The 15,494-nt window shown below is 72.3% G+C and carries 12 protein-coding genes; 4 read left to right on the top strand and 8 right to left on the bottom strand.

What is annotated here, in order from left to right:
- Positions 1-116 precede the first annotated feature (116 nt).
- Together V5P93_RS02030 and V5P93_RS02025 are read left to right on the top strand one after the other, a co-directional pair.
- On the top strand, positions 117-1,076 hold the full coding sequence (locus tag V5P93_RS02030) for an ATP-binding cassette domain-containing protein (protein ID WP_104482671.1): 960 nt from the start codon (positions 117-119) through the stop codon (positions 1,074-1,076).
- Positions 1,073-1,876, top strand: a complete 804-nt coding sequence (locus tag V5P93_RS02025; protein WP_104482672.1) for an ABC transporter permease — start codon at positions 1,073-1,075, stop codon at positions 1,874-1,876. Before V5P93_RS02030 ends, V5P93_RS02025 begins: the two co-directional genes overlap by 4 nt.
- A 64-nt stretch (positions 1,877-1,940) precedes the next feature.
- Here the strand turns inward: V5P93_RS02025 and V5P93_RS02020 are convergent, their stop codons facing one another.
- Positions 1,941-5,114, bottom strand: a complete 3,174-nt coding sequence (locus V5P93_RS02020) for a BTAD domain-containing putative transcriptional regulator (RefSeq protein ID WP_146108319.1) — start codon at positions 5,112-5,114, stop codon at positions 1,941-1,943.
- Between the two features lie 164 nt (positions 5,115-5,278).
- Positions 5,279-7,843, bottom strand: coding sequence for an ATP-dependent Clp protease ATP-binding subunit (locus V5P93_RS02015; protein ID WP_104482674.1), 2,565 nt, complete (start codon positions 7,841-7,843; stop codon positions 5,279-5,281).
- 385 nt (positions 7,844-8,228) lie between these two features.
- Between V5P93_RS02015 and V5P93_RS02010 the strand changes: the two genes are divergently transcribed.
- Positions 8,229-9,086 (top strand): (2Fe-2S)-binding protein, encoded by an 858-nt coding sequence (locus tag V5P93_RS02010; protein ID WP_104482675.1) that lies wholly within the window; start codon positions 8,229-8,231, stop codon positions 9,084-9,086.
- Positions 9,087-9,409: 323 nt separating this feature from the next.
- Here V5P93_RS02010 and V5P93_RS02005 read toward each other — a convergent pair whose 3' ends face one another.
- Positions 9,410-9,757, bottom strand: a complete 348-nt coding sequence (locus tag V5P93_RS02005; RefSeq protein WP_104482676.1) for an Lsr2 family protein — start codon at positions 9,755-9,757, stop codon at positions 9,410-9,412.
- Between the two features lie 382 nt (positions 9,758-10,139).
- On the opposite strand from V5P93_RS02005, the gene V5P93_RS02000 reads away from it, so the two are divergent.
- The gene (locus V5P93_RS02000) at positions 10,140-10,907 is read left to right on the top strand and encodes a class I SAM-dependent methyltransferase (protein ID WP_104482677.1); all 768 of its coding nucleotides are present in this window, start codon (positions 10,140-10,142) and stop codon (positions 10,905-10,907) included.
- An 81-nt stretch (positions 10,908-10,988) separates the two neighbouring features.
- On the opposite strand, the gene V5P93_RS01995 is transcribed toward V5P93_RS02000, so the two are convergent.
- The 5 genes from V5P93_RS01995 to V5P93_RS01975 form a co-directional block, all read right to left on the bottom strand.
- A complete protein-coding gene (locus tag V5P93_RS01995) occupies positions 10,989-11,765 on the bottom strand; it encodes a type III pantothenate kinase (RefSeq protein ID WP_104482678.1) in 777 nt (258 codons plus the stop codon).
- A 7-nt stretch (positions 11,766-11,772) separates the two neighbouring features.
- Positions 11,773-12,252: an aspartate 1-decarboxylase gene (gene panD / locus V5P93_RS01990; protein WP_104482679.1), complete on the bottom strand. Its 480-nt coding sequence runs from the start codon at positions 12,250-12,252 to the stop codon at positions 11,773-11,775.
- 10 nt (positions 12,253-12,262) lie between these two features.
- Positions 12,263-13,150 (bottom strand): pantoate--beta-alanine ligase, encoded by an 888-nt coding sequence (gene panC, locus V5P93_RS01985; RefSeq protein WP_104482680.1) that lies wholly within the window; start codon positions 13,148-13,150, stop codon positions 12,263-12,265.
- Positions 13,147-14,040 (bottom strand): Rossmann-like and DUF2520 domain-containing protein, encoded by an 894-nt coding sequence (locus V5P93_RS01980; protein ID WP_104482681.1) that lies wholly within the window; start codon positions 14,038-14,040, stop codon positions 13,147-13,149. Before V5P93_RS01980 ends, panC begins: the two co-directional genes overlap by 4 nt.
- Positions 14,041-14,174: 134 nt before the next feature.
- Positions 14,175-15,284, bottom strand: coding sequence for a PrsW family intramembrane metalloprotease (locus tag V5P93_RS01975; RefSeq protein WP_104482682.1), 1,110 nt, complete (start codon positions 15,282-15,284; stop codon positions 14,175-14,177).
- Positions 15,285-15,494 lie beyond the last annotated feature (210 nt).

The following is a 15,494-nucleotide window of genomic DNA, read 5'->3' as shown; positions in this document are numbered from 1 at the left end:
ATCGCTGTCGGCCGTCGGGCAACGCCTGTCAACCGCCGTCCGGGGCTGACAGCGGGCTGTGCTGGTGCTGACAGCGCGCCGCGCGAACCTCGGTACCGAACAAGGAGGGGGCGAAGATGTCCTACGCAATCGAGGCCGAGGGGCTGGTCAAGCGCTTCGGATCCACGGTCGCCCTGAACGGGGTCGACCTCGCCGTCCCGACCGGCAAGGTGCTGGGGGTCCTCGGACCCAACGGGGCGGGCAAGACCACGGCCGTGCGGGTGCTGGCCACCCTGCTGCGCGCCGACGAGGGGTGGGCGCGCGTCGGGGGGTACGACGTGGCCACCCAGCAGAACTCCGTGCGCAGCCTGATCGGGCTCACCGGCCAGTACGCGTCGATCGACGAGGACCTGTCCGGCACCGAGAACCTGGTGCTGCTGGGCAAGCTGCTCGGCCTGTCCAAGGCGAACGCCAAGGCGCGGGCCGCCGAGCTGCTGGCGAAGTTCGAGCTGACCGACGCCGCGGGCCGGGCCATCAAGACCTACTCCGGCGGCATGCGCCGCCGCGCGGACCTCGCGGCCAGCCTGGTCGGCAGGCCCGACGTGCTGTACTTGGACGAGCCGACCACCGGCCTCGACCCGCACAGCCGCAACGAGGTGTGGTCCACGGTGCGCGGCCTGGTCGACGACGGCGTGACCGTGCTGCTGACCACCCAGTACCTCGAAGAGGCCGACCAGCTGGCCGACCTGATCACCGTGATCGACCACGGCAAGGTCATCGCCTCGGGCTCCCCGCACGAGCTCAAGCGCCGCACCGGCGGCCAGAGCCTGCAGGTCCGGCCCACCGTGGCCGCCGACACCGCCGCGGTCGCCACCATCCTGCGCGACCTGACCGGCACCGAGCCGCAGGTCGACGCGGACGCGGGCCTGCTGTCCACCGCCGTGGACAACCCGCTGCTGCTCTCCGCGCTGGTGCGCAAGCTCGACGAGGCGGGCATCACCGCCGACGAGCTCGGTCTGCGCCTGCCCAGCCTCGACGAGGTGTTCCTGTCCCTCACCGGGCGCACCACCCCGATCCCCGAAGGGAGCCCGGCATGACCGCCGCCGTCCTGCCCCGGCCAACGGCCACCGTCGGCCTTTCCGAGACCCTGCGCCACAGCTTCGCGCTCGCGGGCCGCGCGGTCACCAAGGTCCGCAAGAACCCCGAGTCGCTGCTGGACGTCACGCTCCAGCCGATCATCTTCCTGGTGCTGTTCGTCTACCTCTTCGGCGGCGCCGTCGGCGGCAGCACCGACGCCTACCTGCAGGTGCTGCTGCCCGGCCTGATGGTGCAGAACATCGTCTTCGCCAGCCTCGGCACCGGCATGGCGCTCAACACCGACATCACCAAGGGCATGTTCGACCGGTTCCGCAGCATGCCGATCGCCCGGTCGGCGCCGCTGATCGGCGCGGTGCTCGGCGACATCGTGCGGTTCGTGGTCACGCTGACCGTGCTGTTCGTGTTCGCCACGATCATGGGCTTCCGGGTGCAGACCGACCCGGGCCGCTTCCTGATCGCGGTCGTGCTGCTGATCGCCTTCGGCCTGTGCCTGTGCTGGGTGTCGGTCTGGGTGGGCATGCTGGTCAAGAGCCCGCAGGCGGTGCCCGGCACGCTGGTGGCCTTCATGTTCCCGCTGACCTTCGGCAGCAACGCCTTCGTGCCCGCCGACACCCTGCCGGGCTGGCTCAAGGCCTGGGTCGACATCAACCCGGTCACCCACCTCACCGACGCGGGCCGCGGCCTGCTGCTCGGCGGCGAGTGGGTCGGCTCCGCGGCCATCGCGTTCGCGTGGGCGATCGGCATCGCCGCGGTGTTCCTGCCGCTGGCCCTGCGCGGCTACCGCAAGCGCCTCGGCTGACCCACCTCCAGGGGGAGCCGACGGCCCCGTCCACCCGCACCGGGTGGACGGGGCCGTCGGCGTCTCAGCGCCCCAGGACCCGCTTGAGCTCCTCGAACGCGGCGGCCTGCCCCAGCGCCAAGCCGGACTCGTAGCCCGCGACCCGGCCGTCGACCCCGAGCACCTCGTCCAGTTTGGCGCGCAGCTCGGCCAGCTCCGGGCTGCCCAGGTCGGGCTCGCCGCGCACGGCGGCGGCGACCCCGAGCATCCGGGCGGCGGCGACCGCGTCGCCCCGGCCCGCCAGGACCAGCGCGGCCACCTCGCCGATGGCCCCGAAGTGCGGCATGTCCGGGATGTCGGCCAGCCCGTCGAGCGCCTCGCCCATCGCGGCGAAGGCGGCGTCGTGGTCGCCCGCCGCCTGGGCCAGCTGGGCGCGGACGGTGCCGAACATCGACTGCCAGTGCCCGTTGTGCCCGGGCGCGTCGCGCAGCCACCGGTCGGCGACGGCGAAGTGCTCGCGCGCGGCGGCCAGGTTGCCGCGCAGCCGCTCGGCGGTCGCCAGCCAGGCCAGCAGCAGCGCCTGGGTCTCCTCGCTGCCGCGCTCGCGGGCCAGCGCCAGCGCGGACTCCAGGGTCCGCACCGCCAGGTCCACGTCACCCGCGCGGCCCTGCTGGATCGCCAGCCTGCCCATCAACCCCGGCAGCTCGTCGGCCGCGCCCAGCTCCGCGACCAGCCGCACCGCCTCCTCGGTGGCCGCGACCGCGCCGGTCAGGTCGCCCCGCAGCGCCCGCCGCTCGGACACCTGGCCGATCGCCATCGCCTGGCCCCAGCGGTCGCCCAGCTCGCGGAACAGCACCAGCGCCAGCTCGGCGTCGGCCTCCGCCTCGGCCAGGTCGCCCTGGTTCTCCAGGAGGAACGCGCTGCCCAGCCGGGCCAGCCCGCGCACCCACGGGTCCGGGTGCTCGGCGCTGCGCCGCAGCCCGGCCAGCGCCTCGTCGACCGCGCCGCTGAACGCGGCCAGCATCGGCTCCAGCATCGCCATGATCGGGTAGTGCGCGATGGCGTCGGTGTCGACCAGCTCCTTGCGCACCTCCCGGATGACCTCGCGGTCCGGCAGGCCGCCCCCGGCGTGCGCGAACACGGCCAGCGCGCGCAGGGCGGCCCGGGCGTGCGCGGGGGCCGGGCCTGCGACCTCGACCACCTCGGCGATCATGTTCATGGCCTCGCGGTGGCTGCCGCTGACCATCCAGAACCAGCCGGAGCTGACCGCGAGCCGGTGCGCGACGTCCGCGTCGCGCGCGGCGATGGCGTAGCGCAGGGCGGCGAGCAGGTTCTCGTGGTCGGCCAGCAGCCGGGCCAGCCACCGCACCTGCTCCGCGCCGCGCAGGTACGGCTCGGCCTCGGCCAGCAGGTCGAGGAAGTACGCGCAGTAGCCCGCCCGCACCCGGTCGCCGTCGCCGTACTCGGTCAGCCGCTCGGCCGCGTAGGCGCGGACGGTCTCCAGCATCCGGTACCGGACCCGGCCGTCGCGGCCCTCGTCGGCCACCACGATCGACTTCTCCACCAGCGTGGCCAGCACGTAGACCACGTCCTCGGCGGGCAGCGACTCGCCGTCCTCGGCGGCCACCGCGGTGATCGCGGCCAGGTCGGCGGGGGCCGGGAACACCGACAGTCGGGTGGCCACCAGCCGCTCCGGCTTCTCCAGCAGGTCCCAGCTCCACTCGACCACCGCGCGCAGCGTGCGGTGCCGGGGCAGGGCGGTGCGGTTGCCGCCGGTGAGCAGCCGGAAGCGGTCGTCGAGCCGCTCGGCGACCTGGCCGACGGTCATCGACCGCAGCCGGGCGGCGGCCAGCTCCAGGGCCAGCGGCAGCCCGTCGAGCCTGCGGCAGATCTCGCCGACGGCACCCGCGTTGGCGGCGTCGACCTCGAAGCCGGGGCTGGCCGAGCGGGCCCGGTCGGTGAACAGCCGCACCGCGTCCGCGGCGGCGACCTCGCCCGCCTCGGCGTTCTCCGCGGGCAGGCCGAGCGGGCCCAGCGGGTAGACGACCTCGCCGGTGATGGCCAGCGGCTCGCGGCTGGTGGCCAGCACCCGCAGCCGGGGGCAGCCCGCGAGCAGCAGGTCGGCGAGCAGGGCGGCGGCGGTGATCAGGTGCTCGCAGTTGTCCAGCACCAGCACGCCGCGCTGGCCGCCCAGCACCTCCACCAGCCGGTCGACGCCGGTGCTGGGCCGCGGCCCGGTGGCGGTGTGGTTCTCCATCAGCCGGATCTCGCGGACGCCGAGCGCGGACAGCGTCGCGACCGGCACGTCCTCGGCGGAGCGCACACCGGCCAGCTCGACGAACCAGGTGACCTCGTCGAGCCCGGCCACGACCTCGCGCGACAGCCGGGTCTTGCCCGCGCCACCCGGGCCGACCAGGGTGACCAGCCGGGCCTCCCCGAGGCTGCGGGTCACCTCGCGCAGCTCGGCGTGGCGGCCGACGAAGCTGGTCAGCGCGGCGTTCACGGCCCGGCGCGGGGCCGGTGCGGGCTCGATGTCGCCGCGCAGCACGGCGAGGTGCAGGTCGCGGAGTTCGGGGGACGGCTCGACGCCGAGCTGGTCGTCGAGCACCTGGCGGACGCGCTCGTACGCGGCGAGCGCGTCGGCCTGCCTGCCCGCGAGAAACAGCGCGCGCACGAGCAGCGCGGACAGCCGCTCCCGCAGCGGGTGCTCGGCGACCAGGGTGCGCAGCTCGGGGATGACCTCGACGTGCCTGCCCGCGCGGACGTCGGACTCCAGCAGGTCCTCGACGGCGGCGGCCTTGAGCTCGGCCAGGCGGTCGATGGCGGCGGCCGCGAACGGGGCGTCCTCGGTGCCCGACAGCGGCGGCCCCTGCCAGAGCGCGAGCGCCGCGCGCAGCGTCTTGGCGGCCTCGGGGAAGCGGCCGTCCCGCAGCGCGGCGCGGCCCTCGGCGGCGAGGCGTTCGAAGCGGTGCGCGTCGACGTCGTCGGGGTCGAGGACCAGCCGGTAGCCGGCGGGGTGGGACTGGATGAGTCCATCGGTCTGCACCGCGCGGCGCAGGCGGGAGACCAGGGACTGCAACGCGTTGGTGGCGTCGGCGGGCGGCTCGGTGCCCCAGAGCCCATCGATCAGCGCGGGCGCGGGGACGACCCGGTCGGCGTGCAGGGCGAGGAGGGTGAGCAGCATGCGGAGCCGGGTGCCGCCCAGCGCGACCGCCGCCCCGGCACCGTGGTCGAGACGCAGCGGTCCGAGTATCGCCACCTGCACACGCCACAGCTTTCCAGACGTGGCTACCGGATTGGCCGCTGGCACGGGACGCGTCCGCCCGACTTGGGTAGGTGGTACCCGCTAGGGCGGATTGTTCCCGGGAAACGGAGGCGGCCTCCCCGCGAACGGGGAGGCCGCCTCCGGTGTCGTCGTACTGCTTACTCGCCCGCGGCCTCGGGGGCGTCGTTCGCGTCCGAGCCACCGGAGGCCGACAGCTCGACCGGGAGGGAGTCGGGGACGCGGGTGGGCTTGGGCTCGCCGCGGAAGACGAAGTGCGCCTTGTCCGCGCTCGCCTCCTCGCCGTCCCAACCCTCGACGTCGGTGATGATGATCTGGCCCGGCTCGATCTCGCCGAACAGGATCTTCTCCGAGAGCTGGTCCTCGATCTCGCGCTGGATCGTGCGGCGCAGCGGGCGGGCGCCCAGCACCGGGTCGAACCCGCGCTTGGCCAGCAACTTCTTGGCCTTGTCGGTCAGCTCGAGGGCCATGTCCTTGTTCTTCAGCTGCGTCTCGACGCGGGCGATCATCAGGTCCACCATCGAGATGATCTGCTGCTCGTTGAGCTGGTGGAAGACGATGATGTCGTCGATGCGGTTGAGGAACTCGGGGCGGAAGTGCTTCTTCAGCTCGTCGTTGACCTTGTTCTTCATCCGCTCGTAGTTCGAGCTGGTGTCCGAACCGCTGGTGAAGCCCAGGCCCACGGCCTTCGAGATGTCCTGGGTGCCCAGGTTCGAGGTGAAGATGATCACGGTGTTCTTGAAGTCCACCGTGCGGCCCTGGCCATCGGTCAGGCGGCCGTCCTCCAGCACCTGCAGGAGGGTGTTGTAGACCTCCTGGTGCGCCTTCTCGATCTCGTCGAAGAGCACGACCGAGAACGGCTTGCGCCGCACCTTCTCGGTCAGCTGGCCGCCCTCCTCGTAGCCCACGTACCCGGGAGGGGCGCCGAAGAGCCGCGAGGCGGTGTAGCGGTCGTGGAACTCGCCCATGTCGATCTGGATGAGGGCGTCGTCCTCGCCGAACAGGAACTGCGCCAGCGCCTTGGACAGCTCGGTCTTACCGACACCGGACGGGCCGGCGAAGATGAACGAGCCGGAGGGGCGCTTCGGGTCCTTGAGGCCCGCGCGGGTGCGGCGGATCGCCTGGGACACGGCCTTGACCGCGTCCTCCTGGCCGATGATCCGCTTGTGCAGCTCGTCCTCCATGCGCAGCAGGCGGGAGGTCTCCTCCTCGGTGAGCTTGAAGACCGGGATGCCGGTCCAGTTCGCCAGCACCTCGGCGATCTGCTCGTCGTCGACCTCGGCGATGACGTCGAGGTCGCCGTCCTTCCACTGCTTCTCCCGCTCGGCCTTCTGCGAGAGCAGCTGCTTCTCGTTGTCGCGCAGCTTGGCGGCCCGCTCGAAGTCCTGCGCGTCTATCGCGGACTCCTTCTCGCGGCGCACGTCCGCGATCTTCTCGTCGAACTCGCGCAGGTCCGGCGGCGCGGTCATCCGGCGGATGCGCATCCGCGCGCCCGCCTCGTCGATGAGGTCGATCGCCTTGTCCGGCAGGTACCGGTCGTTGATGTAGCGGTCGGCCAGGGTGGCGGCGGCGACCAGGGCGGCGTCGGTGATCGTGACGCGGTGGTGCGCCTCGTACCGGTCGCGCAGGCCCTTGAGGATCTCGATGGTGTGCTCGAGCGACGGCTCGCCCACCTGGATCGGCTGGAAGCGGCGCTCGAGCGCCGGGTCCTTCTCGACGTACTTGCGGTACTCGTCGAGGGTGGTCGCGCCGATGGTCTGCAGCTCGCCGCGGGCCAGCATCGGCTTGAGGATGGAGGCCGCGTCGATCGCGCCCTCGGCCGCGCCCGCGCCGACGAGGGTGTGGATCTCGTCGATGAACAGGATGATGTCGCCGCGGGTCTTGATCTCCTTGAGCACCTTCTTCAGGCGCTCCTCGAAGTCACCGCGGTAGCGCGAACCGGCCACCAGGGAGCCCAGGTCGAGCGTGTAGAGCTGCTTGTCCTTGAGGGTCTCGGGCACCTCGCCCTTGACGACCATCTGGGCCAGGCCCTCGACGACCGCGGTCTTGCCGACGCCGGGCTCGCCGATCAGGACCGGGTTGTTCTTGGTGCGGCGGGACAGCACCTGCATGACCCGCTCGATCTCCTTGGTCCGGCCGATGACCGGGTCCAGCTTGCCCTCGCGGGCGGACGCGGTCAGGTTGCGGCCGAACTGGTCGAGCACCAGCGAGGAGGACGGGGTGCCCTCGCCGCGCCCGCCTTCGGAGGACTCCTTGCCGGGCTGGTTGGTGTAGCCCGACAGCAGCTGGAGCACCTGCTGGCGCACGCGGTTGAGGTCGGCGCCGAGCTTGACCAGCACCTGCGCGGCCACGCCCTCGCCCTCGCGGATCAGCCCGAGCAGGATGTGCTCCGTGCCGATGTAGTTGTGGCCGAGCTGCAGCGCCTCGCGCAGCGACAGCTCCAGGACCTTCTTCGCCCTCGGGGTGAAGGGGATGTGGCCGCTCGGCGCGTGCTGGCCCTGGCCGATGATCTCCTCGACCTGCTGCCGCACGCCCTCGAGCGCGATCCCCAGCGACTCGAGCGCCTTGGCCGCGACACCCTCACCCTCGTGGATCAAGCCCAGGAGGATGTGCTCGGTGCCGATGTAGTTGTGGTTAAGCATCCTGGCCTCTTCTTGGGCCAGGACGACCACCCGCCTCGCGCGGTCGGTGAACCTCTCGAACATTCGCACTCCCTGACTGCTGCGCCGGCGGCCCTTGTCCACGTCCGTCCCGTGGAGTCAGCACCGTGGGACCACTGTAGTAGGCCCGACTCGTGCGTTCAGTGCCACTTCTCAGCCCATCCCGCCCGCGCCCGGCTGCCCAAGGCGGTCTTTCGCCCATCCCAACGTGCGACTACCCGGCCGGATTCCACAAGACACGGCATGTCCGCTGAGCGCGAACACAGCCACTCATAAGTGTGGGCTTTTCGGCCTGGACCTCACCGGCGGACGACCTGCACACTCGGTAAGGTTAGGCAAGCCTCACCACAACGGGTGGCTGCGGATGGTCGTGGAAGGAGGCCGCCGTGCGGAGCACAGTGTGCCTCCGTTCGCGGGACGGCGGGGCGGTATGACCGCCGGTTACCGCGTCGCGGCCCCGGGCACGGGCCGCCGGGGCCTCCTCGCGGATTCACTCGCCCGGGTCAACCACCGGCAGGCCCGCGCCGAACTGCGCTACGGCCTGCCCGCCGACCGCGACCGCTGGACCGGCTGCGCCGACCTGCTCGCCACGCCCGAGGAGTTCGACCGGTGGCGCGCCGGCCTGGCCGACTGGCTGGTCGACCGGTACGCCGATTCGCCCGATCGGACCACCGCGGGCTACGTGATGACCTGGTACCTCTGGGTCCCCGGCTACGTGGCCGCGACGCTGTTCCACCACGAGCGCCGGGTGCCGTCGCTGCGCCCGGCCGACCTCGCGTTCCGGTTCTCGCGGCCGCGACCGCACCCGGACGCCATCGCCGTGCTGTCCCCGCGCTTCGCCTGCCTGCCCGACGACCCGGCGGCGGGCACACCGGAGGCGACCGTGGTCGCCGACGAGCGCGCGCTGGCCGCCGTGCTGCGCGGGCGCTTCGCCGCGCACGCCGCCCGGTTCGTCGAGGCGTACCAACCCCGGGTGCGGCTGGGCAAGCGGATGCTGTGGGCCGCGGCCACCGACGTGCTGGACAGCTCCCTGTGGCAGGCGGGCCGCTACGGCGGCGACGAGGGCGCGGGCGTGCTCGACGCGGCACTCGTGCTGGGCCCGGGCAGCACACCGTTCACCTCGGCCTCGACGCTGCGGCCGGTGCCGGGCGAGCACGGCCCGACCACGTGGACCCGGCGGCGGGAGAGCTGCTGCTTCCACTACCTGCTGGCCCAGGGTCAGGGCGCCTGCGAGACCTGCCCGCGGCTGGGCCGCCGACCGGAGCACCCCGGCGCCGAGTGCCGCTGACGGCTCCCGGACCCCGGTCCGCTTGCCCGTGAAAGCCGCGCGAACTCCGCGACCGTCGGTTCCGACGGAGCGTGCCCACAAAGGAAACGGCGCCACCCGCGCCGCACCACGAATCACTGCCCGAACGCCACTCGACCCAAGATCCGGTTACCCGACGTATTGCTTCATTCACCCGGTGAAAGCATCGCGGTAGGCCAGATGTGAATAACGGGAACGCCTGACGAATTCACTCCGACACGGCCCGGATGACCCATTAACAAATGATCACCGACAACGCAAGAGGCTGCCGACCCCTCCTCCGGCAGCCCCTTAAGCGCGTCCTGTCATGCCTGCTGGTTGTAAGCGTCGAGAACCTCGGAAGGGATTCGCCCACGATCGGAGACCTTCATGCCCTGCTTGCGGGCCCACTCGCGAATCGCCTGGTTCTGCTCGCGGTCGGCGGTGGCCGTGCGGGGCGGCCTACCAGGGGTGGCCTTGCCCAACTGGCGCTTGCGCCCGCCGGAACGGCGGGCGTGCTCGACGAAGTCGGCGAAGATGTCGCGCAACTTCTCCGCATTGTCGACGGACAGATCGATCTGGTACGACGCGCCGTCGAGCCCGAACTCCACGGTCTCCCCAGCCTCGGTACCGTCAAGGTCGTCGACCAGCGACACCGTGACCTTCTGCACCATATGCGCCTCCTCCTGCGATGAATGTGCCCTGCTGCCTGCTCGGTGCCGTCCCATTGGGCTATGCGGCCACTTGGAGAAATGCCGCCGAGGGCCAGGCTAGCGCAAATCCAGGCGATTGCGTTAGTGCCCGATACCCGAACGGGTCATTCGAGCCGGGTGAGATCCCCGAGCGCGATGCCCACCCGGGTGCGCGTCATCAACGAGCCATCAATGCCCATTACCACGGGAGCCGCCGTCGGCATTCTCCGACCGGCCGTTGTACGGAAAGCGCAGTTCGCCGGGTGAAACCCCGGCGACATCCCGCCACGGGCCGCCCACCTGCGCCGATCGGTCCACCCGCCTCGCCGCAGTTCACCTTCTCCTCACCCGATACGGTTGAAACATGCAGGAACCGGAGTTGTTCGCCAGGCGGGCCCGTTCTTTCGGGAGCAACGCCGTGGCCTATGCGCGACACCGCCCGGGATACGCCGAGGACGCCGTCGAATGGGTCATCGGGGACCGGGCCCGGGTGCTGGACCTGGCGGCGGGTACCGGCAAGCTCACCGAGACCCTGCTGGCCTTCGGACTGGAGGTCAGCGCGGTGGAGCCGGACGACGGCATGCGCGCCGAGCTGTCCCGGCTGCTGCCGGACGTGGCCGCGCTGGCGGGCACCGCGGAGCAGATCCCGTTCCCGGACGCGTCCTTCGACGCGGTGGTCACCGGCCAGGCCTTCCACTGGTTCAACAACCCGGGAGCGCTCGCCGAGATCGTCCGCGTGCTGCGCCCCGGCGGGGTGTTCGGCGCGCTGTGGAACTACGACGACCAGAGCGTGGAGTGGGTGGCCGAGATGGTGCGGCTCAGCCGCACCAGCGCCAACAGCGAGCAGGACCGGCAGGTCGTGGACAACCTGGACCACGCGCACAAGCCCAGACACGAAGCACTGACCGAACCGGAGGAGCACCGCTTCCCGCACGCGCAGCGGCGCACCGTCGAGTCGATGTTGTCGACCCTGGGCACGCAGTCGAGCATGCTGGTGATCGATGGGGCCGAGCGCGCCAAGCTGGTCGACCAGCTGCGCACCTACCTGTGGTCGCGCCCGGAGACTTCGCAGGGCGAGTTCGACCGGCCCCTCGTCTGCGTCGCGGTCCGCGCTTACAAGCGCGGTGCTTGATTCCTCCCACCACCCACCCCCTCATCCCCACCCGGCACCGTTCCCGGCTCGGCGGGTAACCGCGCACCCGGGAGCGGTGCGCTAGCGGGAGTTCCGCTCGAAGACCAACCGCAGGCCGAGCAGGGTGAGGTCGGGGCGGTGGTGGTCGATGGTCTCGGCCTCGTCCACCACCAGCGGCGCCAACCCGCCGGTCGCGATGACCGTGACCTGGCCTTCGTGGCCGGCGCGGGCCAGTTCGCGGGTGATCCGCCGGACCACGCCGTCGACCTGACCGGCGAAGCCGTACATGATGCCCGACTGCAGGCACTCCACGGTGTTCTTGCCGATCACCGACCGCGGCCGCACCATCTCCACCTTGCGCAGCGCGGCGGCCCGCGCGGCCAGCGCGTCGACGGAGATCTCGATCCCCGGCATGAACACCCCGCCGAGGAACTCGCCCTTGGCGGAGATCACGTCGACGTTGGTGGACGTGCCGAAGTCGACCACCACGCAGGCCGTGCTGTGCAGGTGGTGGGCGGCCAGGGTGTTGATGATCCGGTCCGCGCCCACCTCCTTCGGGTTGTCCACCAGCAGCGGCACCCCGGTGCGCACCCCCGGTTCGACGACCACCCGGTGCACCTTGGGGTAGTAGCGCGACAGCATCGCCCGCAGTTCGCGCAGCACCGCGGGCACGGTCGAGAGCGCCGCGACCCCATCGATGGCGTCGGCGTGCGCGCCGAGCAGGCCGCGCGTGGTCAGCGCCAGTTCGTCGGCGGTGACCCGGGCGTCGGTGCGCATCCGCCAGTCGTGCCGCAGCTCGTCGCCGTCGAACAGGCCGAGGGCGATGTTGGTGTTGCCGACGTCGATGGTGAGCAGCACGGCCGGGTCAGCTCGCGCCCTCGTGCGCGAGCAGCGCGTCCAGCTTGGCCGCGTCCACCGTCTCGGCGGCGGGCTCGGCGGTGACCGCGCCGCTGAGCAGGCCCGAGTCGGCGGGCGCGTGCCCGGCGTCGGCGCCCAGGTGCGCGATCCGGTTGTCGGCGTCGACGAAGACCACCCGGGGCTGGTGCGCGGCGGCCTCGGCGGCGTCCATCAGGCCGTAGGCGATGAGGATGACGACGTCGCCGGGGTGCACCAGGTGCGCGGCGGCGCCGTTGATGCCGATCACGCCGCTGCCGCGCTCGCCCTCGATGACGTAGGTCTCCAGGCGCGCGCCGTTGGTGACGTCGACGATCGCCACCTGCTCGCCCGCCAGCAGGTCGGCGGCCTCCATCAACACCGGGTCCACGGTGACCGAGCCGACGTAGTGCAGGTCGGCCTGGGTGACGGTGGCGCGGTGGATCTTCGACTTGAGCATGGTGCGGAACAAGGCGGACTCCTTAACCGTGCTGCCCGAGCTCGGGGGTGCCGAGGAGCAGCGGGACGTTGTCGATGAGCCGGGTGGCGCCGATGTGCGCGGCCACGAGCAACCTCGCCTCGCCCCGGTCGGGGGTGGGGCCGAGGTCCGGGCCCCGCAGGGCCAGGTAGTCCACGTCGAGTTCGGGGGTGCCGTCGAGCACGTCCTGGGCGGCGGCGAGCACCGCGCCCGCGCCGCCGTGCCCCGCGTGCGCGCCCGCGGCCAGCGCAGCGGAGAGCGCGACGGCGGCGGTGCGCTGGTCGGGGTCGAGGTAGGCGTTGCGGGAGGACTTGGCGAGGCCGTCCTGCTCGCGGACCGTCGGCACCCCGACGACCTGGGTGTCCATGTCGAGGTCGCGGACCATCTTCTTGATCAGGACGAGCTGCTGGAAGTCCTTCTCGCCGAAGAGCGCGTAGTCGGGGCGGACGATGTTGAGCAGCTTGGCGACCACGGTCAGCACACCCGCGAAGTGACCGGGCCTGCTCGCGCCCTCCAACTCGTCGCCCAGCGGTCCGGGGTGGACGGTGACCTGCGAACCCGGCGGGTACAGGGCCTCGCGGTCGGGGGTGAGCACCAGCTCGACGCGCTCGGCCTCGCAGACCGCCAGGTCGGCGTCCAGCGGGCGTGGGTAGCGCTCGAAGTCCTCGCCCGGGCCGAACTGGAGCGGGTTGACGAAGATCGACGCCACCAGCACGGTGTTCGGGATCCGCCGGGCCCGGCTGAGCAGCTCGCGGTGGCCGTCGTGCAGCGCGCCCATGGTCGGCACGAAGGCGATCTTGCGGCCGGTCGCGCGCAGCGCCCGGGTGACCTTGCCCAGCTCCGCCGGGGAGGTGTGGGTGTGCAGCTTGCCGATGGTGAAGCTGGGCGTCATGGGGTCTCTCCCTCGATGGCCGCGGCCACGTCCGGGGCGCGGTCGGCGCGCAGCAGCCCGGCGTCGACCGCGCGGGTCACGGTGCGGGCGGCCAGCGCGCGGTAGGCGGGCAACTTCTCGGGGGCGTGCTCGGCGAGCACCTCGACGTGCCGGGCCACGGTGCCCGCGTCGCCGCGGGCGACGGGCCCGGTGAGCGCGCGGTCGCCGTGCCGCAGCGCGTTGTCGAGCGCGGCGGACAGCAGGGGGCCGAGCAGCCGCTGCGGGGTCGCGACGCCCGCGTCGCGCAGCAGGTCGACGCACTCGCCGACCAGCGTGACCAGGTGGTTCGCGCCGTGCGCGAGGGCGGTGTGGTAGAGCGGGCGGGCCGCGGGCGGCACCCGGACCGGCTCCGCGCCCATCTCCACGACCAGCGCCTCGGCGACGTTCCAGGCGACCTCGTCGCCGTCGGCGGCGGTGATGCCGAAGGCGCAGGCGGCGATCCGCTGGAGGTCCTCGGGGCGGCCGGTGAAGGTCATCACGGGGTGCAGCGCGAGGCCGAGCGCGCCGTGCTCGGCGGCGGGGGCCAGCACCTCGACGCCGTGCGCGCCGCAGGTGTGCACCACGATCTGGCCCGCGCGCAGCGCACCGGCGGCGGCCAGGCCGCGCACCATGCCGGGCAGCGCGTCGTCGGGTACGGCCAGCAGCACCAGGTCGGCGCGGGCGGCGACCTCGTCGGGGGGCAGCACGGCGGCGCCGGGCAGCAGTTCCTCGGCGCGGCGCAGGGACTCGCGGGAGACCGCGGACACGGCGGTGATCACGTGCCCGGCCCTGGCCAGCGCCGCGCCGAGCACGGCACCCACCCGACCGGCGGACACCACGCCGACGGACAGCCGCGCGGGCTTCGGACACATGGCGAGCAGACTCCCTAGCCTCGTTCCAGTCCCGCATCGGCGCGGGTACCGGACGACCCACCGAGGGTATCGGCAGCCGTGACAGCGCGTGCCGCACGGGTGACCAGCTTCACCGGGCGCGCTGGTCACACCGCTCAGGCGTCGCCCCTGGCCAGCTCGACCGCGCGCCTGCGGGTGCCGCGCACCAGGGTGACCAGCCGGGCTTCCCGCGCAGGCCCGGCCGGACCGGCGGTGCCCCCGGCCATGGAGTGCCAGAGGAAGGCCAGTTCGCTGACCGCGGCCTGGTACTCCCCCACGGCCTGGGCGGCCTCGGCGCCCGCATGCGCCCGGACCTGCTTGCGCCACTGCCGCCTGCCCTTGAGGCTGCCCAGCAGGTCCACTTCGGACACCACGATCCAGTTCGCGTCGACCATCGCGGGCAGCGCGTCGGCCACGATCCGCTGCTCGCGCTTGCGGTGCCAGTGCAGGAAGTACACCGCGACGCCGAAGACCGGCACCATGACGAGGAAGTAGACGGTGAGGAAGGTGTTCGCGGTACCCAGCGTCGCCGAGCCGTTCCACAGGGCGTGCAGCAGCGCGGCGGCGAGGTAGCCCGCGACGGGGGCCAGGATCCGGACCTGCGGGCTGCGGGTCCGGGCGGCCACGCCGATGCCGATCCCGATCATCGCGGTGAACAGCGGGTGGGTGAACGGCGAGAGGACCCCGCGCAGGATGAAGGCGGCCAGCACCCCGGGCGACTGGGAGTCGCCGAAGCCGTACTCGGCGAACGCGCGGCCGAAGTAGTAGATGTTCTCGGTGAAGGCGAACCCGGCCGCGACCAACCCGGCGTAGACGATCCCGTCGACCACGCCGTCGAACTCGTCCCGCAGGAACAGGAAGATCCCCAGCACGAACGCGCCCTTGAGCCCCTCCTCGAACAGCGGCGCCGACACGATCGCGCTGATCTTGTCCCCGTTCCCCTTCCCCAGCAGGAGATCCCCCACCGCCTCCGCGGTGTTGTTGATCAGCAACGCGGTGATCGCGGCGACGCAGGCACCCCACCCGAAGGCGAGCCAGAGCAGCCGCGCGGGCTCGGGTTCCCACCGGTCGACCCACAGGAAGGCGGCGACGACCGGCCCGACGGGGAGCAACGCGGCCCCCACGCCGACCAGTTCGGCGAGCAACCCCACCCGCGCCGTACTCAGGGCGAGCAACGTGAGCCCACACCCCGCCAACAGGACCAGCCCGGCCACGGGGAGCAGCACGGTCAGCCGACGCGGGGTATGCCGGTGTTGGGACAATTCAGGCACGGATAGTGATCATAGGGCTGACGGGTGACACCCGGCCCCGTGACGCGTCACCTCGTCGAGGGTCGTGGGGTTGTGCACAGGCTTGATCATCATCGGCACCCGCCGTCGGTACCCGCCGCTATCGTGGATACCGGGGGCCGGAGGCATACCGATGATCTTGCTACG

Origin of the sequence: Actinokineospora auranticolor, assembly GCF_041897805.1 — a bacterium.
GTDB lineage: Bacteria > Actinomycetota > Actinomycetes > Mycobacteriales > Pseudonocardiaceae > Actinokineospora > Actinokineospora auranticolor.
The sequence above is the reverse complement of the archived record's forward strand: the minus strand, read 5'-3'. Positions and strand labels throughout refer to the sequence as shown.